The sequence below is a fragment of the Sphingomonas spermidinifaciens genome (assembly GCF_002351485.1).
Classification (GTDB): Bacteria; Pseudomonadota; Alphaproteobacteria; order Sphingomonadales; family Sphingomonadaceae; genus Sphingomonas; species Sphingomonas spermidinifaciens.
On the sequence record NZ_NWMW01000002.1, the window covers coordinates 728,839 to 752,815 of the forward strand.

A 23,977-nucleotide genomic window follows, 5' to 3' on the forward strand; every position below is an offset into this window, starting at 1 on the left:
CGACGGATCATTTTTCGGGGTACGAGCACGATCATGACTGACCGTTGCGAGCCGATCCGCAGCATCGTCATCGTCGGCGGCGGGACCGCCGGCTGGATGTCCGCCGCCTATCTCGCGCGGCGACTCTCGCACCTGCCCATCGCAATCACCGTCGTCGATAGTGCGGAGATCGGCACCGTCGGTGTCGGCGAGGCGACGGTGCCGGCAATCCGCGACTTCCTGGCCGCAGTCGAGCTGGGCGAACCCGACGTGCTCGCCGCGACCGAGGGGACGATCAAATACGGCATCCGGTTCGAGGGGTGGGGCGGCGAGGGACACGGCTTCTTCCACCCGTTCGGCCTGTACGGCGTGCCGGCGAACGGCGTCGCCTTCCACCAATATTGGCTGAAACTCAGGGCCGCGGGGCACGACCTGCCGCTCGGCGACTATTGCCTCGCGACGCAGCTGGCCGAGCGGGGGCTGTTTCTGCCGCCCTCGACCCAGCCGGGCAGCGACCTTGGCGTCTTCAACTTTGCGCTGCATTTCGATGCGACCCGGTTCGCGCATCTGCTGCGGCGGCTGTCGCTGGCCAACGGGGTCGCGCATATCGACGGGCGGATCGTCGATGTCGAGCGGGACGATGAAGGCGTGCGGTCGGTGCGGCTGGCCGACGGTCGGGCGGTCGAGAGCGACCTCTGGATCGACTGTTCGGGGTTCCGGAGCCTGCTGCTCGGCGAGGCGATGGGCGTGCCTTATGTCGATTGGCGGCGCTGGCTGCCGTGCGACCGCGCGATCGCCATCCCGTGCCGCAGCGCCAGGGTCCATCGGCCGTTCACGACCGCGACCGCGCACGCGGCGGGCTGGCGATGGCATATCCCCCTCCAGCATCGGGTCGGCAACGGCATCGTCTATTCCGGTGCGCATCTGTCGGACGAGGATGCCGAGACGCGGCTGCGATCGACGCTGGAGGGCGAGCCGATCGCCGAGCCCAATCGCCTCCGCTTCGTGACCGGCCACCGCGCCCGGTTCTGGGCGGGGAACGTCGTTGGCGTGGGGCTGTCGAGCGGGTTCCTCGAACCGCTTGAATCGACGAGCATCGTGCTCGTCCAGTCGGCGCTCGAGCGGTTTGTCGCGTTGTTCCCCGACCGCGGCGGCGACCCGCGGCTAGCGGCGACGTATAACCGCCAGTCGGTGCTCGAGTTCGAACGCATCCGCGACTTCATACTGCTCCACTACTGGGCCAACCACCGGACCGGCGAGCCCTTCTGGGACGCGAATCGGGCGCTGGAGCTGCCCGATTCGCTGGCCGAGCGTATCGATGCGTGGCGGGCGGGTGGCGTTTTCGTGCGGCGCGAATGGGACACGTTCCAGGATCCGAGCTGGCTGAGCATCTATGCCGGCTTCGAACTGTTACCCGAGCGAGTGAGTCCGCTGGCCGATCAGATGGGAGAGAGTGAATTGCTGACGGCACTGGCGCGGATGCGCGAGGCGATCGACCGGGCGGCGCGCACCGCCGAACCGCATGCCGACTTCCTCGCCCGCCAGCGGGCAAGCGCGGCATGAGCGCGCAGAGGCGCGCGATCGGGGCGATGGCGCTGGGGGGCCTGTTGTTCGGCTTCGACACAGCGGTCGTCGCGGGCGTGACCGAGGCGCTGCGCGGCGGCTTCGCCCCCGACCCGGTGTCGATGGGCATCGCGGTATCGTCGGCCCTTTGGGGCACGCTGGCCGGCGCGTTGCTGAGCGGCGCGCCGGGCGACCGCTATGGCAGCCGCTCGGTGCTGCGCGGTGTCGGCCTGCTTTATCTCGTCTCGGCGGTGGGGTGCGCGCTAGCGACGGGCCTGTGGATGTTCGCCGCATTTCGCTTCATCGGCGGCGTGGCGATCGGCGCGTCTTCGGTGCTCGCTCCCGTCTATATCGCCGAGATCAGCCCGCCCGCACGGCGCGGGCGACTGGTGGGGACGTTCCAGCTCAACATCGTCATCGGCATCCTCGCCGCCTATCTGGTCAACGGCATCATCGGCGCGGCGTTTGCGGGGGACATTGCGTGGCGAATTAAGCTGGCGGTGGCGGCGCTGCCCGCGGCCCTGTTCCTGATCCTGCTGGCCGGCGTGCCGCAGAGTCCCCGCTGGCTGAACGCGCGCGGCCGGCGCGAGGAGGCGACCGCGGCGGCCGGGCGGCTGGGCGTCGAGCTGACCGATGCCGCGGCTCCGGAGGGTGGCGGTCGGCTCGACTGGCGGCGGCATCGCAGGCCGATCCTGCTCGCAGTCGCGGTGGGGCTGTTCAACCAGCTCTCGGGCATCAATGCGATCCTCTACTACCTCAACGACATCTTCGCGGCCGGCGGCTTCGCAGAATTGTCGGCTGATGCGCAGGCGGTCGCGGTCGGCGCGGCGAATCTTGTCGCGACGCTCGCGGGGATCGCGATCATCGACCGGGTGGGCCGCCGGCCGCTGCTGATCGGCGGCGGCGTCGGGTGTGCGGCGGTGCTGCTGGGCGTCGCGCTCACCTATGACGGGGCGCTGGAGGCGGAGTGGCTGCTGCCGCTGCTAGTGCTGTTCATCACCGCCTTTGCGATGTCGCAGGGGGCGGTGATCTGGGTCTACCTGAGCGAGATCTTCCCCACCGAGGTCCGCGCGCGGGGACAGGCGGTCGGCAGCGCGACGCACTGGATCGCCAATGCGGTCATCGCCTTCGTCTTTCCGCTGCTGACTGTAGCGGGACCGGCGATCCCCTTTTACGGGTTCGCCGCAGCGATGCTGCTCCAGTCTTTCGTCGTCTGGCGCGTCTTTCCCGAGACCAAGCAGCGCACGCTCGAAGCGATCACTAGCTGACCTTGATCTCGGACAGTTGGGTTGTTCCGACCCTCCATCGAGTCTCTAGCTTGTCGGTAAAGGCGTTCACTTTGCCAGCTGAACATGTGTCTGCATACTGCACCCGCTTCCTTCCAACGCAGCCAGTCTGCTGTGGTGTGAGACCGTCTGAAAGCAGATAGGCTGCAATTAAGCCTCAACCGGCGTTCATATCCCCTGCACCCCTTGCTGACCGAATTGCAGCTTATCGCCGTCAGCCGTCCGAGAGCAGACGGGCTGCTTTATCATCCAAAAGGACTCTGTCGTCATCGGGGCGAGTTGTAGCTATCGATGCCGACATATGGCTCCGAAATTTACCGGCATCGCGTTACGAAGCTTGATCGCGGCTCGGGTTCTATCCTTTACTAAGCCGGGCTTATTGGGATGCCTCATAGAATACCGGATTGCGCAACCACTCGTTTATAGCGGACTCACGCCAACCTGTGCAGCGCGTGCTGATCTGGATGTTCTTCGGGAAGGTGCCGTTCTCCATCTTGCGGTACATCGTCGAGCGGCTGAGGCCGGTGCGCTCGAGCACGGTTTTGATGCGAAGGATGCGGTCTGAGGTGTCGGTCATGGCTTGATCCTGTCTGCGGTGATCTGGGTCACCTCGACGAGGATTGGGAATTAAGCCGACACTGCAAGGGGTTGAGGTCCGAGTGTCCCCTTAGAGGCACCTGTAGCGCACGAAGACTTGCGCTGGCGTAGCTTCAGGTTTCGTGTCTCCAATCCCACGGCGTTTCACGGGTGGCGAGACCACGCTTAACGCAGGTTGGGCGGCGCCGAGTCGCTTGTAGCGTCCCGGCCCGTGCGGTCTCGATCGCCTGACGCTTGGGCCGGCGGCGCCGGCAAACGGAACGCGGGATTGATGCGCGTGCGCTGGCGGACTTCTGCAAAGCCGCCAGGGTCCGCAGTGCCTTTGGTCTTGCGCGTGGCACACTCGACCCGGCCGGGGGGCGCGACGGCGGCTGGCGCACAGCTGCGCGCGCACGCCGCCGCGACGGCCGACCGGCTTCGAGAGTGCATGTTCGTGCAGCTCGGTTCGAGCTGAGCAGCGCTGCGCGCTCCGTTGCTGCGGTCACCGCGCCACGGGCGCGGTGGCGTTGGCCTCCGGCACTCGAATTGGCGGGGGTGGGCGTCGCTGCCCTTTGAACCCGCCGCGGCGTGCCGCAACCCCGGCTGCGCCGGGGTCCTCCATTGCATTTCGGCCCTTGGGGTGCGGCCCGCCTCTGCCGGCGGGATCGCCGGTCCGCTCCTGCCGCCCACCCCGCCATTCCGGCGCCGGTTGCGGTGGTTTGGAAGGGGTGGGAGCGATGAGGACCGGAAACGAGCGTGCGAGCCTCTATGCCGAGGTGACGGCTCGTGTGATTGCCGAGCTAGAGGAGGGGCGGCTGCCCTGGGTGCAGCCCTGGGATACTGTGGCATGTGGGTGTGCCATGCCCGCGAATGCGGCCACCGGGCGTCGCTATTCCGGGATCAATGTACTGATCCTGTGGCCGGCGGTGATCGAGGGGAGCTATGCCTCGCAGCGTTGGCTGACCTACCGCCAAGCACAGGCGGCGGGCGGCAATGTCCGCAAGGGCGAGCGAGGGACTACCATCTGCTATGCGGATCGCTTTACGCCCAAGGACGAGGCCGAGCGCGCGCGCGGCGAGGATCGCGAGGCGCGGCAGCAGGCATTTTTGAAGCGGTTCACCGTCTTCAATGCCGAGCAGTGCGACGGCTTGCCCGAGCAGCTGACAGAACGACCGGCGCCTCCGGCCGAGGCGGATATCTTGCCGCGGGTTCAGGCGCTGATCGACGCGAACGGCGCGGATTTCCGGGTTGGCGGGGGCGAGGCCTATTATTCGCCGGGCGGGGACTATGTCGCGGTGCCGCAGCAGGCCGCGTTCGGCGAGCCGATCAATTGGTATCGCACCGCGCTCCACGAGCTTGGCCATTGGACGGGGCATTCGAGCCGGCTGGATCGCGACCAGCGCGGCGGCTTCGGCAGCGCCGATTATGCCCGCGAGGAACTGGTCGCCGAGATGGCGAGCGCCTTCGCCTGCGCATCGCTGGCGATCCGGCCGACGGTTCGGCATGCGGATTACATTGGCGCGTGGCTGGCAGTGCTGCGCGAGGACGAGAAGGCAATCTTTCGCGCCGCCAGCGCCGCCAGCAAGGCTGCCGATTTTCTGCTCGCCTTCGCGCGGTCCGGGGAGGCGCTGTCATGAGCGAGCACGGGACCCAAGCCGAGATCATCGAGCGGCTCGAGGCCGGGCTGCAGCGAATGCCCAGGCTGCAGCGCGAGATCTTCCTCGCCATCCGGCTGGACGACCTTTCCTACGCCGAAATCGCCGAGCGCACGGGGCTCAGCGTCAAGCAGGTGGAGCGGCATTTCGCGCGTTGCATGATGGCACTGATCGAAGCGGCGGAGGGGTGTCCGAAGCGACCGTGGTGGAAGCGCGCGGCGCACTGGATCGCCGGAAGGCGCCGACGATGAGGGTCGCGAGCCCCGCCCGAGCACACCCCGGCGAGGTTTGCGGTTGATGCATCGCGGGTTAGGAGTGCGGCGATGAAGACCGACCTCGATCATCTCCCTGACCGGAAGCAGCGCGAGCTGCGGCATGTCGTGCGCGTATTGTTCGAGGAGTTCGAGCGCGAGATCGGATTGGCGACGCAGGCGTGGAAGAAGCGCGGGCGCATCCTCAAGGTGATCCTCTACGGCAGCTATGCGCGCGGCGACTGGGTCGACGATCCGGTCGGCGGCTACAAATCCGACTATGACATTCTCGTCGTCGTCAACGACGCGAAGCTCACCGACCCGGTCGAATATTGGGGGAAAGCCGACGACCGGTTGATGCGCGATGCGACCATCAACGAGGCGCTGAGCGCACCGGTCAATTTCATCGTCCACGACCTTGCCGATGTGAACAGCCAGCTGACGAACGGCCGGCCGTTTTTCGTCGATATCGCGAACCAGGGGATCGCGCTTTATGAGGCCGAGGGCTTTGAGCTGACGGCGCCGCGCATTCTCCCGCCGGACGAGGCGCGGGCCGAAGCGGAGAAGCATTTCGAACGATGGTTCGCAATCGCCCAGCGATCACTTACGACTTTCAAGCTACAGCGAGCTGAGGGCGATGATCGCTATTGGCGAGCAAAGGCAGCGTTTGAGCTCCATCAAGCTACCGAGCAGCTTTACCACTGCACGTTACTGGTCCTGACTTTGTACTCGCCAAAATCGCACAAACTCAATTTTCTGCGCAGTCATGCCGAGGATGTCGCTCCCGACTTGATTGTGGCGTGGCCGCGTGCCGACAAGCGCAGCCGCCGCTGCTTCGATTTGCTGCGACAGGCCTATGTGAACGCGCGCTACTCACCGCACTTTGAGATCAGCGACGATGAATTGACTTGGCTGGCTGAGCGTGTCGCCGAGCTTCGGACGCTTGTTAAAGCGGTGTGCGAAAAGCGGCTCGCGCCGCGCGACTGACGCCGCGCGGCGCTCGCCAGAATTAGGCTTCTTCGGTCTTCTTCCGGCGACGGGTCGCGGGCTTCGCTTCAGGGGCCGCGGCAGGTTCCTCAGCGGATGCGTTGCGCGCCTGACGGCCCTTCGAGCCAAGGCCGATCAGCTTCGCCATCGAGCGCCGCGCTTCGGAATAGCTGGGCGCAACCATCGGGTAGTCGGCCTTGAGATTGTAGCGCGCGCGATACTCATCGGGCGTGAGGCCGTGCGTCGAAAGATGTCGGCGGAGCGTCCGGTAGGGCTTTCCATCGATCATCGAGATGATGTGGTCCGGCGACGCCAGCGACTTCCGGACCGAGACGGCAGGCGTGTACTCGGTCGTCTCAGCACCAGTGTCCGCAGCTTCGGTCGCAGGGGCGGGGCTGCCAGAGAGTTCGTTCAGCGTCGCATGCATCGTGCGAAGGAATGCCGGCACGTCGTCGGGCGACACACGGTTGTTCTGGTTGCCGAGCCAGGCGATCGTGAGTTCGGTGGCAAGCTCGACCGGGTTGAGCGTGGTGTCTTCGGACATGATCGATTTCCAATCAGGAAGCAGCGGAGCAGGTTGGCTTTTCGCCTGCTTGAAGAGCAGGTCGGCGCGATATGTCCATAATGGATGTTTAGCGCAATCGTCCGGTGGATCTATTCGGGCTCATCGTTGAACGCGCGGTGCCCGCGCCGCGACCAAAGCCGCTTTGCGTCATCGCCGTCTTCGCTGCGAAGGACAGCCGCGGCCTGTAGCAATGCACCATAGATGATCGCGCGATCGTCATCGACCAGATCGACGATCCCCGACTTGGCGACAAGGCCGCCAAGCTCGATCAGCTTTCGCGTTCGCTCGCGGCGTCTCACCTGCCACCTGCGCTGATCATGACGTGCGCTCTGGAGCAGCAGACGATGGCGCAGCGCCGTCGTTCGCTTCGCTGATTTCCCCGTTGCCAGAAGCGCTTCGGCCAGCGCGCTTCGCGGCGCGAAAGAAGGCCGCGCCGCGCGCGCGTTGCGCCTCCGCCGCGGCGACGTCCTTTTGCTCGATCGCGATCAGCAGCGCACCCGCCAGCTGCTCGATCGGCAGCGCGTCGGCGCCCGTCGCCATTACCAGCTGACCCAGCTGTTCGAGACGCCGCACCTTGAGCACCTTTGCCTTGTCATCAAGGGCCTTCAGCTCGGCATCATAGTCGCGGGGTTTGCGCATCGGATCGTCCGTGAGTTGTGCGTTCGGGACAATCCAGTTATCGGAGCCATCGATCAGCGACAACGCGCTGAAATCAATTGAGACGACCGCGTCCCGAGAAAGATGAAATCTTTGGAGGGCGCGCTTATACGTCGTGTCGACGTCGCGTCTGAAGTGTAAGTGGATTGCCGTCATGGCAATCTACCATTTTTCGGCAAAGATCATTTCGCGTGCCGCGGGCTCGTCGGCGCTGGCGTCGGCGGCCTATCGCTCTGCTTCGCGGCTGCACGACCAGCGGCTCGACCGGCACCACGACTTCTCCAACAAGGCTGGCGTCGTGCACTCCGAGGTGATGCTGCCGGAAGGAGCGCCCGAGCATCTGTCGGATCGCGAGCGCCTCTGGAACGACGTTGAGGCGGTGGAGCTGCGCAAGGACGCGCAGCTGGCGCGTGAGATCGAGTTCGCGATCCCTCGCGAGATGACCAAGGAGCAGGGCATCGAGCTTGCCCGCGACTTTGTCCGTGATGAGTTTGTCGAGCGCGGCATGATCGCCGATCTCAACGTGCATTGGGATATCGGGGCTGATGGTCTCGCCAAGCCGCACGCACACGTGATGCTGACGATGCGCGACGTCGGCGAAGATGGATTCGGGAAGAAGAACCGCGACTGGAACCGCACCGACCTGCTGGAGAAGTGGCGCGAGCGTTGGAGTGAGCACGTCAATCAGCGCCTCGCCGAACTCGATATCGATGCGCGGATCGATCACCGCTCGCTCGAAGCGCAAGGGATCGACCTCGAGCCGCAGCACAAGATAGGCCCGGCCGCGTCGCGGATGGCGGCGCAGGGTCTCGAGTCCGAGCGCGTCGACGACCACCGCGAGATCGCGCGATCGAACGGCGACAAGATCATCGCCAATCCCGGAATGGCGCTCGACGCGATCACGCGAACCCAGGCGACATTCACGACGCGCGACCTCGCCATGTTCGCGCATCGGCATAGCGAGGGGAAGTATCAGTTCGATCAGGTCATGGCGTCGTTGCGCGGTGCGCCCGAACTGGTCGTGCTCGGCAAGGATGGGCGCGGCGAGGATCGCTTCACCAGCCAGGACATGATCGAGACAGAGCAGCGCCTTGCGCGCGCGACGCAGGCGCTCGCGGAGCGCGAGCACCATCGCGTCGCCGAGCGCGATCGCGAGCGCGCCATTGCGAATGCCGAGCGGCGCGGTCTGGCGCTTTCGCCCGAGCAGCGATCGGCGTTTGAGCATGTCACCGACGCCAAGGATCTCGGCGTCGTCATCGGCTACGCCGGCACCGGGAAATCCGCCATGCTCGGCGTCGCGCGCGAGGCATGGGAAGGGGAGGGGCTAGCCGTTCGCGGCGTCGCGCTGTCCGGCATTGCCGCCGACAATCTTGAAAGCGGATCGGGGATCGCGTCGCGCACGATCGCCAGCATGGAAAGGCAGTGGGAGCAGGGACGGGAGTTGCTCACCAATCGCGACGTGCTGGTCATCGACGAGGCAGGCATGATCGGAACGCGGCAGATGGAGCGCGTGCTTGGCGAGGCCGAGAAGCGCGGTGCCAAGGTCGTGCTTGTCGGCGACCCCGAGCAGCTCCAGGCAATTGAGGCAGGCGCGGCGTTTCGATCGATCGCCGAACGGCGTGGCAGCGTCGAGATCACCGAGATCCGCCGCCAGCGCGAGGACTGGCAGCGGCACGCGACGCGGCAGCTCGCCAGCGGCCGCACCGCTGAAGCCATTCGTGCGTATGACGAGGCCGGGCATGTGCACATGGCGGAAACCCGCGAGGGAGCGCGAGCCAATCTTATCGATCGCTGGGATCGGGACCGAGCTTTGGCGCCGGGCGGTAGCCGCATCATCCTCACGCATACCAATGACGAGGTGCGTGAACTGAATCTCGCCGCGAGGGAGCGGCTACGGGCAGCTGGCGACCTCGGCGGTGATGTGAGCATCTCGACCGAGCGCGGAGAGCGGCGCTTCGCCACCGGTGACCGGATCATGTTCCTGCTCAACGAGCGCAGCTTGGGGGTGAAAAACGGCACGCTTGGTCAGGTGCAATCGCTGACCCAGGCACGCATAGCGGTGATGCTCGACGATGGGCGCGCGATCGCCTTCGACGTCAAAGACTATACGACCATCGATCACGGCTACGCCGCCACCGTCCATAAGGCGCAGGGCGTGACCGTCGATCGGGTGCATGTGCTCGCGACGCCGGGGCTTGATCGCCATGCTGCCTATGTGGCGCTCTCGCGCCATCGCGACCGCGTCGATCTGCATTACGGCCATGACGACTTCGCCGATCAGAGCAGGCTCGTCCGCACGCTGTCGCGCGACCGTTCGAGAGACATGGCCAGCGACTATGCGCAGGAGCCGGAACGCCGATTTGCCGAACGTCGCGGCATAACGTTTCGCGAGCGCGTGGCAGACCTCGTCCGCAAGGTGCCGGATAAGGTGCGTGGCATGTTCGACGGGCTCCGCTTGCCGGTCGAACGCCCGGTGGAACCCGCCAAATCGCCAGAGGAGCAAGCGCGTCAGGCACGCCGCAATATCGTTCAGCGGCACGCTCGCGCGGTGGTCAGGATCTTCGAGAGCTTCAACAAAGGGCTCCAAGCTGACGCCGGCCAGGTGCGGGAAATCAACGAGGCGCGCAAAGGCCTGAACGCGCTGCGTGAGTATGCCTCGCGCGACCTGGAAACCGCATACAAGAAGGACCCGCCGCTCGCACGGGAGACCGCGGGCGGCAGCTTCAATCGCGCGATGCGGGCATTGCAGCTTGAAGCTGAAATCCGCCTGGATCCCGGGCGCCGCGCGGACCAGTTCGTAGAGCGCTGGGCCAGGCTCAGCGGCGGAGCGAACCGAGCATATGTCGCCGGCGACTACACTGGCCGCAAATCAGCCCTGAACGAGATGGCGGGAATGGCAAAGGGCCTTGAGCGCGATCCGCAGTTGGAATCGCTTCTCGCCGCGCGGAAGGCCGAGCTGGGCATTTCTGTCGACACCGGGCGTCGCCTCGGCGCGGAGCTTGCCTTCAATCATGGCATCGACTTTGGGCGTGGCAGGGGGCTTGGGCGCTAGCCATCGTGCGTGCGGTCAGTGTCCAATGCCGGACCTCTGCCGACCCCTTAGCTAGCCCCTGAACCAACCATCCGTTCCAGAGGCACCAATGACATTATGGGTGGAAAGCAGAATGGCCGCTTCGAGGCGACGGTCGCTGTAACCGGACGTTTGTTCATTCTATGGGGCAGAAACTAAGTCGGGAACTCATAAGGGCGGGTGTATAAGGCGCTGTCGCTGGCAGCGGCCTCGCCGATTAGTTTTCCCGGAAAGCGCGTGAAAACGCGTCGCCCAGCGGAGCGAGCAAATAGTCGGCCAGCGTTCGCGCCTGCGTCTCGACGGTCGCGCTGACCGGCAGGCCGGGCTGGAGTCGAACGCCTTGGGCAACTAGGGCGTCTGGATCGCTGACAATGATCTGCGCGCGATAATACTGGCCGGTACGTTCGCTGATCGGCGCGGGGGACAGCGTGGTCACCCGCCCATCAACGCTGCCATGCGTGCGTGGATTGACGCTGGTGAAGCGCAACCGGGTCGTCTGACCGACGCGTACATCGTCGATGTCCTGCGGCTTGATCCGCGCCTCGACAACTAGCGCGCGGCGGTCGGGTACCACCTGCATTAGTGTCGTTCCTCCGGCAACGACCGCCCCCTGGCCGACCCCGGCCACCCCGTACACCCGTCCCGACACCGGCGTGCGCAGTTCGGCGAGCGACGCGTCGTAACGGCTGACGCGCAGCGCAGGGCCAAGCTGCGCCAGTTGCGCCTCAACCTGACCGAGCTCACTCACGATCTGAACCATCTGGCTTTCGCTCAGTCGGGCCTGTTCGAGCCGCGTCTTTGCGATGCCCGCCCCGCCGGTGATCGTCTGGGTCTCGAGTTCCGTCGCGGCACGTTCGAGTGCGCGCACCTGCGTCCGGCGGGCATAGCCCTTCTCATACAGGCCGCGCATCACCGCAAGCTCGTCACGAATCAAGGCAAGCTGCCGCTGCGCACCAGTGCGCGTCGCGACGGCGGCATCGGTATCGGCGGCGGCCATACCGCGCTCGGCATCGCGGATCTCGCGGTGCCGGCGAAAGATCGCGTCCTCGGTCGCGATCGCGGCGGCGACGGCCGACTGATTACGGCGCGCGACGATCGGCGCCGGATAGGTGATCGATGCGGAATCATCGCGCTGGGCAACCAGTCTCGCCTGACGCGCGAGCAGGGCGTCGCGCCGTGCCTCCGCCTGCTCGAACGCCGCGGCGGAACGAACGCCGTTCAGTTCGACCAAAGACTGCCCCGCCTTCACCCATTGCCCCTCGCGCACCAGCAACCGCGTCACGACGCCGCCGGCGGCCGGCTGGATGACGATGCGGTCGCCGCTGGTCGTCACCTCGCCCGGCGCCATCGCCGCGCCGGAGATCGGCGCGAGGAAGGCAAAGGCCAGCAGCGCGCCGAAGAACAGCCCCGCCACGATCAGGCCTGTCCGCACGATATGCCGCGCATCGTCCAGCGAACGCGGCGCGGCCGGTTCCCAGATCGCGAATGCCCTGCCGCCCGGCGCGGCGCCGCCCGAGTGGAGAAAGTCGAGTTTCATTGGTTCACCCCACCGGTGCTTCGGCGATAGAGCGGACAAGGTCGGTCCGCACTTTGCGGAACACTCGCGCGCGCGGGCCGTCCAGTTGCAGCCTTCCCTTGTCGATCACCACCACGCGGTCGACATGCGCAACCGGATTCAGGCGGTGCGCGATCAGCAGGATCGTCGATCCCTGCCGCTTCAGATACTGGAGCGCGCGGGCTAGCGCTTCCTCGCCATTCTGGTCGAGATGGGCGTTGGGTTCGTCGAGGACGAGCAGCTTGGGGCTGCCGAACATCGCGCGCGCCAGGCCGATCCGCTGGCGCTGGCCGCCGGACAGGCCCGATCCGCCCTCGTCGACGCGCGTCTCGTATCCGTCGGGCAGGTCTAGAATCATCTGATGGACATTGGCGCGCACTGCCGCCTCGATCACCAGCTGGTCGGATGTGTCGGAGAAGCGGGCGATGTTGTCGCGCAGCGTGCCGGGAAACAGCCCGACATTCTGTGGCAGATAGCCGATGTGCCGGGCCAGCATGTCGCGCGACCAGTGCCTCGCGTTCAGGCCGCCGATATGTACCGCGCCCTCCGTGGGGGGCTGCGCCGACACGATCAGGCGTGCCAAGCTGCTCTTGCCGGCCCCGGAAGGGCCGACAATCGCGATCGATTCGCCCGCCCCGATGGTTAGGTCGATGGCGGTCAGCGCATCGCGCTTTGCCCCGGGCGGCACGAAGCGCACATTGTCGAGGCGAACATCGGCGCCGCCGATCGGCGGCTCGACGCGCCGGACGCGCGCGGGTGCGGCGGACAGCACCTTTTGCACGCGTCGGCCGGCCGCAAGGCCCTGCTCGATCTGGCGCCAGCCGGTCACCGCGACCTCGATCGGGGCGAGCGCACGGCCAAGCATCATGTTCGCGGCAAAGATCGCCGCCGGCAGGATCGATCCCTCGATTGCCAACCACGCACCGACCCCCAGCATCGCACCCTGCATCAGCAGGCGCAGGAAGCGGATGGCGGAGGCGAAGTCAGCGTTGCGGTCGCTGCCCGACGCCTGGCGCCGCATCATCGTCTCGCGGTCGGTCCGCCAACGCCCGGCGAGCGCTCGGTCCATGCCCATAGCGTGCACTGGGTCGGAAAAGCGCGCGATCGCGTCGGTGAACTGATAGCTGCGGATCGCCGCTTCCTGCGACGCCTTGTTGTCCGCGCGGGTCGTGCGTTCGTTGAGGAAGGCGAGGCCGATCAGCCCCGCCGCGCCGACCAGCGCCGTCAGCCCCAAGAGCGGATGCAAGACGAACAGCACGATCAGGAACAGAGGCATCCACGGCACGTCGAAGAAGAACTGCGCGCCCTGTCCCGCGAGCGAGGCGCGGAACTGGTCGAGGTCGCGCAGCGGCTGGGCGTTCCGCTTGCCTGCGCCCACCTTGCCGCCGACGTCGATGATCGCCTGAAACACGCGGCCCGACAGCAGCCGATCGATCCGTGCGGCCGCGCGCACCAGCACGCGCGCCCGCGCCGCATCCAGCACCGCCATTGTTGACAGCGCGAGCAGCAATGCGAAGCTCAGGCCCATCAGCGTGGGGATGCTGCCCGATGGAATGACGCGGTTGTAGATCTGGATCAGGTAGATCGGCGAAGCGAGGAATAGCAAATTGACCGCGCCCGAAAAAGCCGCGGCGGTCCATAACAGTCCTTTGGTCGCACGAAGCGCGCCGGCGAACTCGTCGCCGGGCTTGTACTCGGGATGGTCGGGGTCCAGCGCCGGCGGCAGGGCCGGGCCGGCGTGCGCGGCGCGATCAGCCATGGTCGTGATCCCCGTCGAATAGGCCGCCCAGGCCATGCTTGTCACCGCCTACAAGCGTCGAAAGCCCGTCGGACGCGGTATCGAGCAAGCCGCCATCGTCCGTGCCAAGATCGGCGGTAACCGTGCCGGCGATCGGCTCGATCGCGTCTGGTATCGCCGCGACGCTGGCGAAGACCGGCGCGGCGTCGCCCTCGCGCACGATCTCGAAACTGTCGCTGGCCTCGAGCAGGCCGGACAGGGTCGCGAGCCCGCCGACCGGATCCGCACCTGTCAGCCCCGCCTGCACGTCCTGAACGGCGGCAGCCGTGACGGTGCCGACATCGGCGAGGATTGCGCCGGCGGAAGTCGCCGTGGTCGCGACGGCCTGATCGGCCGCGCCAGCGGCTTGTCCGATGGCGGTACCGGCCTGATCGATGATCCCTGCGGCGACGTCGCCAACCCGATCGACGTGTCCGTCCAGGTCCGCGGCGAGGCCGTCCGCCTGATCCAGCAGCGCGTCGACCTGCGACACAGCCGCGTCGCCTGTCGCGCTGACCGTGTTTCCGATCGCGTCGACCGTATCGTTCGCCGCTGCGGCGAGCGTGCCGGCCTGCGCCTCCAGGGCGTTCGTCAGGCCATCGATCGTCGTCGCAACCTCGGCCGCGGCTTGCTGCGTCGGGACGTCGAGCCGCGAGACCAGCATCTCGAGCGCGCCGCTCAACGCTTCTGCACTGGTTCGGACCGCATCGACAACGTCGATCGTATCTGCGGAAGGCGCGGCGACGCCCGGGAGGGCGGTCGCATCGCCGACAACAGCGGGTGGCGGGGACGGTTGGACAGCGACCTGACCACCATTCTCGAACGGGACAAAGGCAACGGGATGCCCGTTGATCGCCAATTCGATCTGCGGTTGCGGACCGGTCGGTGCCGCACTGGTGATCCCACCGGTCTGAGCGCCATCACCGACAGCACGGATTCGTCCAGCTGCATCGTCCACGTCTGATGAAGAATGAATGGCAGAGCCAAGCTCCGCTCCAGCGAGACCGCCGGCCTTGGTGGATACGGACGCCGATGTCGTTGCATTCGCGGCCGACGGGATGAGCGCTGCCGCAACGACGCCGAGGGCCAGCGGCGTTGGCGCCAGGAGGCCCATGTCGGTCGCGCCGTGATGAATCACATGGCTGCGGCCGCTGCGCTCGGCATCCGCGCGCGCGGCTTCTGACGGGTCGGCAGGGTCAGCCACGAAATGGGTCGTTCATTCGCATCGAGGACCGTCCCTACATCGAGTGGAACCGATCGGTCCGCTCATGGATTGGAACCAAGTCTCCTCGGCGTCTCGCATACGTCGATGAGCGTGCATCATGCTTCGTCTGAAGCGTTCGGCCCCGCATCGTTGGCGCGATGCGGGGCCGTTTTGCTTCGGCGATCAGCCGAAGATGCCGCCGCCGTCCGTGTCCGAGAAGCTGTCGGTCATGTTCGACAGGATGCTGCCGACGTCGAGGTCCGTGCCGAGCGAACCCGCATTGTAGGACGTCTCCGACGACCCGTCGTCATCAATGCTCTGGTTGTAGCTCTCGAAGCCGGCATCAACCGAACCGACCGCAGTCAGTGCACCGAGCAGGTCGCTGCTGTTGCCGTTTTCACCGTCGCTGCCGAAAAGGCTCGAAAGAATAGCCATGATGTGTCTCCTTTGGTTCGTGCATCATGTGACGCCATCAGGTCACGAAAGCAGAACCCGTCCGGACAATGGTTGGTTGCCGGTAGAGAGAACACGAAAGCCACCCCTCATCATGATGTTTATCATTGGTTTTCGGGCTTCGCAGGAGCGGCGCGGCGATCTGGAAAACTGCGTTCTTGCTGTCAGAGCATGACAAACATCATCGGCTTTAGGGACGGGTCGCAGCAATCGTCCGATAAGCCGAGCGCGTGCTGGTCAGGTCATGCGGCTAAAGCCGTGGCCCCGGCGTACCTTCGATATGCTGTTTACGGAAAAGCCCGAAAAGGTTCGGTCGCTCTTGTCCACCAAGCTGATGCTGGCGGGCAGGCTGGATCTCGCCGGCGCCGATGTGCTCGATGCGGCGCTGGCGCGTGACGTACGCACCATCGAGGGCGGGATGCCGATCTTCGATCAGGGCGAACGCCCGGATGCGATCGAGGTGATCGTCGACGGCTGGGCGATCCGCGAACGCGTACCCCGGACCGGCAGACGGCAGATCGTCGCCATCCTTTGCGGCGGCGACGTCTGCGATTTCAACGTCTTCATGATGCGGGCGGCGGACAGTGGCTGCCGGGTGGTGGGGAAGGCACGCGTCGCGCGGATCGGCCGCACCGCGCTCAATCACTTGAACCGGCATCATCCGGCGGTGGGACAGGCGCTTTGGTGGGAAAGCATGACGGCGACGGCGATCCAGCGCGAATGGAGCGCGAACCTTGCCATGCGCCGCGCGGAGCCGCGCATCGCGGCGCTGCTCTGCATGCTGTTCGCCCGGATGCGCCTGACTTCGGCGATTGACGCGATGACCATGCCCTGGCCGTTCACGCAAAGCGATCTGGCGAACGCCTGCGGTCTGACGCCGGAGCATTGCAATCGAAGTCTCTCCGCGCTGCGAAAGCGCGGATTGGTCGAGATCAAGGACGGGCATGTGACGATCGCCGACCCGCCGGCACTGGCGAGCTATGCGGCGTTCGATGCCGATGCCCTGCATTGTGACCCGGGGCTTCTGCCTTTTGCGTCCCCTGCCGAATGCGATAAGGGGATCACGCCCGTGATGCTGACGGAGTTGGCCAACGCGGAGTGATGCAGCGTTCGGTGAGCCGGGGTTAGCGGTCGAACACTCACCGCGCCCTAAATCCCGTCAGACCTTCGCTACAGCTCTTCAAAAGCGAATCTGGCCTGATCAGAGCTTGTGCGTTCGGCCAATTCCAAAGCAGCTCTAAGTCGAGGACCAAATAGCGTACCGAGCGTTTTCGGAAATTGCGGCGGCGTAGCCAAAGATGCCTGTCTGCCTTGATCGCCCGCAGCCAATGAGGTGAACGGACGGCTGAATGCGGGAAGGCAAAAGTCAGCTGCGGATGACCGGAACTGGGTCATGGCGGACCACTTTGATCGTGCTTAGGCTATATCAACTACGAAGTCGCTTGGTCGTATGTGGCGGTAACAGCGACAGCAGCTCGCAAAGAAAGAACGGCAGCAATGCCGACCTTAAGCTACGGTGCGGCTTGAGCTCAAGAGCGGAGGACGAGCATGTTGGATCATGTCAGCATCGCGGTAACGGACATCGCCAAGTCGATCGCATTCTACTCGCAGGCACTCGCGCCGCTCGGCATCACCCGCCTGAAATCCTATGGTGGGACGAACGAGAAGCCGGATCACGTCGGCTTTGGCAGCGGCCATAAGCCCTATTTGTGGCTCGGCAAGGGGGAGCCGATACGCGGGTATGTTCACATAGCTCTAAGCGTTCCGGACAGAGCGGCTGTTGACGCGTTCTACCAAGCAGCCTTGGCAGCAGGCGGTCGCGACAACGGACCGCCGGGTCCACGCCCACACTATCATGAGCGCTACTACGGTGCCTTTGTGCTCGATCCGGATGGGTGCAACCTCGAGGCTGTTCACCACGGGTTTTGAACGGATGTCCGCTTCTAAGTGGCCCCGATCGGCGGCTGAATGGCGCTTTGTGGGTCTTGCGGCGCAAAGCGGCCCGGCCGGACACGCCCACAAATAGACGTTCGTCACGGGCTGATCGCTCCTCGGAACCGGTCGTTGGTTCATGTCCGGCTGCGTGGCTGAACCTGGGCCGGAAGCCGGCAGTCTGCTTCAGGAAAGCAAGGCAGCGATAGCTGCCGTCTTCGGCGCAGTCTCGGTTATAGCATTGCCATCGACCAACTGTTCCATTTTGGTGCCAACTGACGACGGCGCTGTGAGCTAAACGCTGGTCAGTGCTGTAAACCACTTGCAGCGCCGACCTCGCTGATGCTGTTCGCCTCATATCGCGATAGAGATTAAATTTTTGTTGGACTGGCAGTTTCTCCCAAAAAGTTCGATACTCCACCGTCCAAATCCCGTTGGCATGGAAATGCTTAGATGCCGCTCACATTTAAGACCTCAACGACCCCTGAATGTGATTTCGCTGAGTGGTCAATCAAAAAGAGAAATCGAGCGAAACTAGTGGAAGTCGTTGCCTTCCTCTATCTTCGGCAAGAGGAAAACGCGCAACGCGTGATTGGCGCGCTCGAACCAAGACGGCGTGTGCCAAAGGGCAAGGTAGCAGAGAATGTCGTGCGGAAGCTCACGGCGCCGCATGACGATGATGTCGAGCTCTTTCTCAACGGCACTACCAAAGAGAAAAAGGACGCAAAGAATCGAATTCGCACGTCACTTCTCCATCGAGACGGTCTCTTGTTTCAGCATGTCTCATGGGTCGCAGCGAGAATGGCGCTCCCCAATGGCTATATGACGGCCCCGCATGTGCGGCAGGCTGACAAGGGTTTCGATGGGTTCATCGTCGACCTTGATGAGGACGGCAATGAGATCGCTCGTATCGTGGTGTGTGAGGACAAGGCCTCGAAGTCGCCGCGTAGCCTGATCACGTCGAGTGTCTGGACCGATATCGAGGCGATCCTGCGCGGGGATCGCGACGATGAAATCCTCGCCGACCTAGTAACACTTTTAAAAAGCGTGCCAGGGATCGACGCTGAAGCCGCAGTCGATGAAGTTTTCTGGGAAGGTGTCCGCGAGTTTCGAGTTGCGGTGGCGACCGGAGAAAATCAGCGCAAGGCTGGCAATTTTGACCACCTCATTGCCGGATTCGAAGCGGTCGCGGGAGGTGCCAAATCCACTCGTGCTGCAGGCGTGCTCGCTTTCGATGATGTTAGAAGTGGATTGGCGCTCCTTGCCGCCGAAGTTGCGGCGAAGGTGAAGGAAATCGCCAATGTTTGATCCCAGTTCGCGCGCGCTCCTTCGCCAAGCGCCAGATTTGCCAGGTCTCGACCCCGAAATCTTGGACGAGCTTCTCACGGCTGCCCATATTGAACTGGCTACGGCGAGACTGCTTGCCAGCAAAGCTGAACCGGAAACCGTAAGTAAAACGATCGACCAGGTACGGCGCCTCGCCTCCACCTTCGAAGCCTACGTCGCGCTCGACTTAAGGCCAGAGCAGACGCGGTCCGCAGCCTTTGTCGCTGCGAGCGCGCATCAGGTGCTAGGCCGTCTCCGAGAAATGGTGCCTGACCGGCCGACAGTCATTTCGAGCGACGCGATCGGCTCCACCGTTTCCGCAACGCTGCTTTTCCTCATCGCCGATCGAGCCGCCGATGCTGCGGAAGCCGCCGGCCAGCTCAGGGCGAGGGGCGAGCCCCGCGCGGTTCGACGGTCGTTGATACTTGGCATTCGCGAACTTGCGACGTGTAACCTCGGTCCGCTGGTGGAGCGCGACCTATATGACGATCGCATAGCGCAGGACGACAGCCGCGAAGTTGCCACCGATTTGCTCTTTCGCGAATGCGCGCATGTCGTTCAGGTTCTCGCTCTCAAGGCACGGGGCCAAGCGACACCCGACTTCGACATCCGAGGTCGGTTGGAGCAGGTCATCCGCCTCTCCGAAGCTTCGGTGGTCGCAATCGAGAATGACGTAACGGGAGCCGCCCATTACCAATTCGCGGGTCCACACCATCTCGCGTCGCTTCTTATCCGCCTCGTCGACGGGGTGCAGGAGGCAATGCTCGTCAATATACCGGCACCCTCTGGCGCCAAGGCCGAAGCATGGTCGGACTGGCTACTTTCGCAGGCGCAGTCCCGGCCGTTTTTGTGGGTCAACCACCTCAAGGCCGTCAAAACAGGTTATCTGAATCGGGGAAGGTCCATGGTCATGACCTCTCCGACGGGCTCTGGAAAGACTACGCTTTCGATCCTGAAGATCGCCGCGACTTTATGCGCCGGCGAGAGTGTGGTCTACCTCGCGCCGACGCACGCTCTGGTCGATCAGGTCGAAACGGACATGTCCGCGCAGATCGGCAGCCTTGAAGACGTCAGTGTCGTGGAAGACCTAGCGCTCGAAGAGCTGGGTGACCGGCTGCCGACATTCTCCGTGATGACCCCGGAGCGGTGTCTGGCACTTATGGGTTTTGCGCCAGAGTTATTCGATAAGGTCGGGCTTCTCGTGTTTGACGAGTTCCACCTCATCAGTGCCGATGATCCCGCGAGCTCCACGAAGGTGAACGCGCGTGCCATCGACGCAATGCTCGCGCTTCTGACATTCATGCGGCACCGGAAAAAGGCGGATTTGCTGCTCTTGTCCGCCATGGTCGCCAAGGGCGGCGACATCGCTCGCTGGCTGCGAGGGGTGAGCGGGAGAGAGGTTGAAGCGTTTGACGATCCTTGGAAGCCAACGCGACAGCTACGCTCCTGTGTAATCTATGATCTCGACGACATCGCTGATGGAGCGACGAAAGCAGCCAAGGAGAAGACCAAGAAGGCGAAGAGCAGGGTGCCTGCGCGACCGTTCGGACTATTTTCGCTTATCTCTGGCTGGCACCCGAAAAGGCCCGAGAAAATTGTCGTGCAACCGCTGTCCGATCATCGGCCGCCACTCGTTTGGAATGCGAACCAACGGCTGACATCGAACCGGAATGAAGTCGCTGGTCAATTGGCCGCCGACTATGCCAGCCTCGGGAAGCGAGTGATTGTCTTCTGCAACGACACGAGGGCATGCGGAAGCGTGGCGGGGCAAATAAATGAGCTGATTGCGCCGGCGACGGTCACGCTCGACGAAACGCAGCTGGAAATGAGGGATGCGGTGCTGACCGACGTAGGGTCTCAGGCGGCGACGTTTGACCCATCCGGTTGTCGTGCGGCGGTTCATCATGGCGATCTGCTGCCGATGGAAAGGAGGCTGGTGGAAAGCGTCTTCCGGGTCAGGCGAGAGGCTGGCGGCGAGGACAAGGGGCTTGATGTCATCGCGGCTACCTCGACGATCGCCCAAGGCCTAAATCTTCCTTGTGATGTCGTGATTCTCGCGGGGACTGACCGCAGTACTGCAGACGATCCAAACGGAAATCCCCGCACTGACCTTCGCCCGCATGAGATTTTGAATGCCTTGGGACGAGCTGGACGCGCTGCCTACGCTGCGACTGGGTTGGCGATCGTCGTGCCAGCAACGCCTATCAAGGTTGAGCTCGACGACCTTGAGATTCCTGATCAGCAGATTCTACAAACTGTCTTTTCGGAGCAGGACGCCTGCGAGGAAATACATGATCCAATCGAGCTGTTGCTCGACACGGTCGAGGTTTCGGCCGCCCTCGATGCTAAGGCGCATTCGATCATTCGACGCCTGTCGGCCGTCACGGCCGCTGGTGAAAGCGGCTTCGACGACATCGTCGGGCGGTCCCTAGGTTTTTTCAGGCGCAAGGAAGCCGATTCCCGAGCTGCAGATCAATGGCTGAAGGGTCGCCGCGTGGCATTGAAGGCTGCGGAAGCGAGCCTTGAGGATCCTCCGGTCACAGATTGGCAGCGAGAACTCGCGGTCCGCAACGGGGTGCCACCGCATTTTATCGAGCGATTGGTGAGGGCGCTCGACCAGGCGCCCGTAGATAAAGGGACGACGGAAGACTGGATGACCTGGCTGCTAGGCGTAGTCGCCGAACATCCACAGGACATCAGCATCTTCATGCGGGAGACTGCACTCGAGTCTGTGTTCGGCCGCGCCTACACGAACTCGACTAAGCCAAAGGCGACGGCACGGCGCACGCTCGGGGCCCTTCGAGATCTGACGGCCATGTGGTGCGGCGGTCGAACGCTGGTCGAGATCGAAGAGTGGCTGCTCGCATATGTTCGAAAGCATGAAGGCGAGGTCACGAAGAGTGCACCTCGATCGTCAACGGCCCAGCGGGCGCGTCGGTTTGCCATCCGAATTGCTCCAGACCTCGGCTTTCTGTGCGGCGTTCTCGGGCAGGTAATTGCTTTCCGAGCCGCCGCCGGAGAGGGTCCATTGCTTCCCGTTGTTGAGATGCTGCCGCAGATGGTGCGCGCCGGCGACCATGACCGCCATCATACCGCCCTTCGGCAGATGAGAACGGTTGCGTCACGCGTCGCGACTTATGAAGCGTCAGTAAAGCTAGCCAAACATTTCTCGGCCCTATCGACGGCGGAGATGGACGCGGTCAGAGACGACGTCAACCGCGCGATGATAATCGAATCTTTCGATGATTTCGGAGAGTAATGCTACGAGCGCGCCCTTTGTGATGCTCGGCTGCCGGTGTAGTCTAATTTAAAGATTGACCGATTGAGCTGCCGAAATTGCGCTCTATCTACATGCCCTGCGAATATCCGCATTAATGAAATTTGATAACCGCTTCGGACTAACAATATTGGGGCGCAGAGCTGCCGGTCGGCTGAGCCTGAACCAACGGCAGCTTAGCGCTAGAGACGCCCGAAAACGGACAGGCCGCTTCCCTGCCCAATGCGGACATCCGCCCAACAACGTGGTTCGTCAAAGCGGACAGTCGGTCTGCTGAAAGCGGCGGCTAGGCCTTCAACGAGTGCTACTAGGGCATAGCAGCCTTAACTTGCTCGGTATCGTCTATCTCAAGCTCGCCTCAGCGGCTTGGAGCTTAAGCGGCAAGACCTTCGCGCCGTCGCGCAGGAAGTCGAGATGATCAGACCAATGCTGCATCATGCGCACCCGCTCGTCCCAATACTCGCCGCGGGTGTAGGCGCGCCGGACAGCGTTGTTGTCGCAGTGGGCTAGTTGCCGTTCGATCGCATCGGCGTGCCACAGACCCATTTCATTCAGCAGGGTTGCAGCCATTGCCCGGAAACCATGACCGGTCATCTGGTCCTGTGCATAGCCCATCCGCCGCAGAGCGGCATTGATTGTGTTCTCCGACATCGGCCGGTCAGCCGAAGTGCGCGAGGGAAACAGGAAGCCTTTGTCGTCCGCGTCATGCTCAATCGAACGGAGGATCGCGAGCGACTGGCGGGAGAGGGGGACGCTGTGAGCGCGCCGCATCTTTGTCTTTTGCGCCGGGATCGTCCAGACGGCCTTGTCGAGGTCGATATCCGCCCATTCGGCGAAGCGCAGCTCGCCAGGGCGCACAAAGACGTGAGGTAGCAGCCGAAGTGCTGCGTGGACATTAGCGCTGTCCTTGAACGCTTCGATCGAACGCAGCAGCGCGCCAGCCTCTCGGGGCGTCGTGATGGCGGCACGATGGACTGGCTTCGGGACGATCAGGGCACCGCGCAGGTCGCTTGCGACATCCCGGTCGGCACGTGCCGTCGCGATGGCGTACCGGAACACCTGCGAACATGTGCTGCGCAGCCTCTTGGCAGTCTCGTAGCGGCCTTTGCCCTCCATCTTTCGGAGCATCAGCAAGAGCTCCTGCGCGGAGATCGAGGCGATAGGGCGCTTGCCGATCGCTGCGTTAATGAACCCCAGCAGCCAGCGCAGTTTCTTCAGGGTGACGGGCGAGCGTCCTTCCTTCTCGACCTTGAGAAGCCACTCGCCGGCGACAGCCTCAAAGCTGTTTGAAGCCGCTACCGCCGCCGCGATGCGATCGAGCTTGATCCGCTCGGCGGGATCATCACCCCGCGCGAGTATCTTTCGCGCTGCGTCGCGCTCGGCGCGCGCCTCGGCCAGCCCGGTTTCGGGCCATACGCCGAACGCCAGTGTCTTTTGTTTGCCGAGATGTCGGTAGTTCATTCGCCAGTAGCGACCGCCCGTAGGCGTCACGAGTAGATAGAGCCCGTCGCTGTCACTCAGCTTGTAGGTCTTGTTACGACTCTTGGCCGCTTTGATCGCCGCAACCGACAACGCCATGATGGTATCTCCATCGAAGCAACCGGCGACGTGCCATCAGATATACCATCAGGTTGTTGGTATGGAGTGGTTCATCACCGATCCGAATAGGATGGCTATACCACAAAAAACCGCAGAAAACAGCCGTTTACGGCACGTTTTGGGATGCCCTGGGAAGGCAGCCTGGTGACCCCTACGGGAATCGAACCCGTGTTTCAGCCGTGAAAGGGCCGCGTCCTAACCGCTAGACGAAGGGGCCGTGAGGCAGGCCGCGCGGATAGAAGAGGGCGGCGCGGCGGTCAAGTCC

General features: G+C 64.0%; 19 protein-coding genes and 1 tRNA gene. 10 read left to right on the plus strand and 10 right to left on the minus strand.

The genetic code is table 11. The features are described from left to right. Positions 1–33 precede the first annotated feature (33 nt). Entirely contained in the window at positions 34–1,542 is a 1,509-nt protein-coding gene (locus COC42_RS13505; RefSeq protein ID WP_096343811.1) for a tryptophan halogenase family protein, read from the plus strand. Next, complete coding sequence (locus COC42_RS13510) at positions 1,539–2,810, plus strand: sugar porter family MFS transporter (protein ID WP_096343812.1); 1,272 nt, start codon at positions 1,539–1,541, stop codon at positions 2,808–2,810. Before COC42_RS13505 ends, COC42_RS13510 begins: the two co-directional genes overlap by 4 nt. A gap of 394 nt (positions 2,811–3,204) precedes the next feature. Here COC42_RS13510 and COC42_RS13515 read toward each other — a convergent pair whose 3' ends face one another. Next, positions 3,205–3,405, minus strand: a complete 201-nt coding sequence (locus COC42_RS13515; protein ID WP_096343813.1) for a helix-turn-helix transcriptional regulator — start codon at positions 3,403–3,405, stop codon at positions 3,205–3,207. 736 nt (positions 3,406–4,141) lie between these two features. Between COC42_RS13515 and COC42_RS13520 the strand changes: the two genes are divergently transcribed. From COC42_RS13520 to COC42_RS13530, 3 genes are all read left to right on the plus strand, one after another. Next, the gene (locus COC42_RS13520; protein WP_096343814.1) at positions 4,142–5,041 is read left to right on the plus strand and encodes an ArdC family protein; all 900 of its coding nucleotides are present in this window, start codon (positions 4,142–4,144) and stop codon (positions 5,039–5,041) included. Further along, on the plus strand, positions 5,038–5,310 hold the full coding sequence (locus COC42_RS13525; protein ID WP_096343815.1) for an RNA polymerase sigma factor: 273 nt from the start codon (positions 5,038–5,040) through the stop codon (positions 5,308–5,310). Before COC42_RS13520 ends, COC42_RS13525 begins: the two co-directional genes overlap by 4 nt. Before the next feature lie 72 nt (positions 5,311–5,382). Beyond that, positions 5,383–6,297 (plus strand): HEPN domain-containing protein, encoded by a 915-nt coding sequence (locus COC42_RS13530; RefSeq protein ID WP_096343816.1) that lies wholly within the window; start codon positions 5,383–5,385, stop codon positions 6,295–6,297. A 22-nt stretch (positions 6,298–6,319) separates the two neighbouring features. Here COC42_RS13530 and COC42_RS13535 read toward each other — a convergent pair whose 3' ends face one another. The 3 genes from COC42_RS13535 to COC42_RS13545 all read right to left on the minus strand — a co-directional run bounded on the left by COC42_RS13535 (position 6,320) and on the right by COC42_RS13545 (position 7,675). Next, positions 6,320–6,841, minus strand: a complete 522-nt coding sequence (locus tag COC42_RS13535) for a Ros/MucR family transcriptional regulator (RefSeq protein ID WP_096343817.1) — start codon at positions 6,839–6,841, stop codon at positions 6,320–6,322. Positions 6,842–6,951: 110 nt separating this feature from the next. Continuing rightward, positions 6,952–7,161, minus strand: coding sequence for a conjugal transfer protein TraD (locus COC42_RS13540; RefSeq protein ID WP_217991293.1), 210 nt, complete (start codon positions 7,159–7,161; stop codon positions 6,952–6,954). Between the two features lie 16 nt (positions 7,162–7,177). Continuing rightward, positions 7,178–7,675, minus strand: a complete 498-nt coding sequence (locus COC42_RS13545; RefSeq protein WP_342747314.1) for a conjugal transfer protein TraD — start codon at positions 7,673–7,675, stop codon at positions 7,178–7,180. Here COC42_RS13545 and traA point away from each other — a divergent pair. Next, positions 7,674–10,571 carry a Ti-type conjugative transfer relaxase TraA gene (traA, locus tag COC42_RS13550; protein WP_096343819.1) on the plus strand — a complete coding sequence of 966 codons (2,898 nt, stop codon included), beginning with the start codon at positions 7,674–7,676 and terminating at the stop codon, positions 10,569–10,571. The two genes, COC42_RS13545 and traA, sit on opposite strands and share 2 nt — an antisense overlap. A gap of 235 nt (positions 10,572–10,806) precedes the next feature. Here the strand turns inward: traA and COC42_RS13555 are convergent, their stop codons facing one another. The 4 genes from COC42_RS13555 to COC42_RS13570 all read right to left on the minus strand — a co-directional run bounded on the left by COC42_RS13555 (position 10,807) and on the right by COC42_RS13570 (position 15,560). Further along, complete coding sequence (locus COC42_RS13555; RefSeq protein ID WP_096343820.1) at positions 10,807–12,126, minus strand: HlyD family type I secretion periplasmic adaptor subunit; 1,320 nt, start codon at positions 12,124–12,126, stop codon at positions 10,807–10,809. A gap of 4 nt (positions 12,127–12,130) precedes the next feature. Continuing rightward, the gene (locus COC42_RS13560) at positions 12,131–13,903 is read right to left on the minus strand and encodes a type I secretion system permease/ATPase (RefSeq protein WP_176484686.1); all 1,773 of its coding nucleotides are present in this window, start codon (positions 13,901–13,903) and stop codon (positions 12,131–12,133) included. Beyond that, positions 13,896–15,125 carry a hypothetical protein gene (locus tag COC42_RS13565; protein ID WP_141395856.1) on the minus strand — a complete coding sequence of 410 codons (1,230 nt, stop codon included), beginning with the start codon at positions 15,123–15,125 and terminating at the stop codon, positions 13,896–13,898. Before COC42_RS13565 ends, COC42_RS13560 begins: the two co-directional genes overlap by 8 nt. 183 nt (positions 15,126–15,308) lie before the next feature. Beyond that, on the minus strand, positions 15,309–15,560 hold the full coding sequence (locus tag COC42_RS13570; RefSeq protein WP_096343823.1) for a hypothetical protein: 252 nt from the start codon (positions 15,558–15,560) through the stop codon (positions 15,309–15,311). 337 nt (positions 15,561–15,897) lie between these two features. Here COC42_RS13570 and COC42_RS13575 point away from each other — a divergent pair, with 337 nt between their 5' ends. The 4 genes from COC42_RS13575 (at position 15,898) to COC42_RS13590 (ending at position 22,095) form a co-directional block, all read left to right on the plus strand. Next, positions 15,898–16,680 carry a Crp/Fnr family transcriptional regulator gene (locus tag COC42_RS13575; protein WP_176484687.1) on the plus strand — a complete coding sequence of 261 codons (783 nt, stop codon included), beginning with the start codon at positions 15,898–15,900 and terminating at the stop codon, positions 16,678–16,680. Positions 16,681–17,126: 446 nt separating this feature from the next. After that, positions 17,127–17,507 (plus strand): VOC family protein, encoded by a 381-nt coding sequence (locus COC42_RS13580; RefSeq protein ID WP_096343825.1) that lies wholly within the window; start codon positions 17,127–17,129, stop codon positions 17,505–17,507. Between the two features lie 456 nt (positions 17,508–17,963). After that, complete coding sequence (locus tag COC42_RS13585) at positions 17,964–18,818, plus strand: hypothetical protein (RefSeq protein WP_096343826.1); 855 nt, start codon at positions 17,964–17,966, stop codon at positions 18,816–18,818. Continuing rightward, complete coding sequence (locus COC42_RS13590; protein ID WP_096343827.1) at positions 18,811–22,095, plus strand: DEAD/DEAH box helicase; 3,285 nt, start codon at positions 18,811–18,813, stop codon at positions 22,093–22,095. Before COC42_RS13585 ends, COC42_RS13590 begins: the two co-directional genes overlap by 8 nt. A gap of 360 nt (positions 22,096–22,455) precedes the next feature. Here the strand turns inward: COC42_RS13590 and COC42_RS13595 are convergent, their stop codons facing one another. Beyond that, a complete protein-coding gene (locus COC42_RS13595; RefSeq protein WP_096343828.1) occupies positions 22,456–23,691 on the minus strand; it encodes a tyrosine-type recombinase/integrase in 1,236 nt (411 codons plus the stop codon). Positions 23,692–23,854: 163 nt separating this feature from the next. Next, a tRNA-Glu gene (locus COC42_RS13600) sits at positions 23,855–23,929 on the minus strand. Between the last annotated feature and the right edge of the window lie 48 nt (positions 23,930–23,977).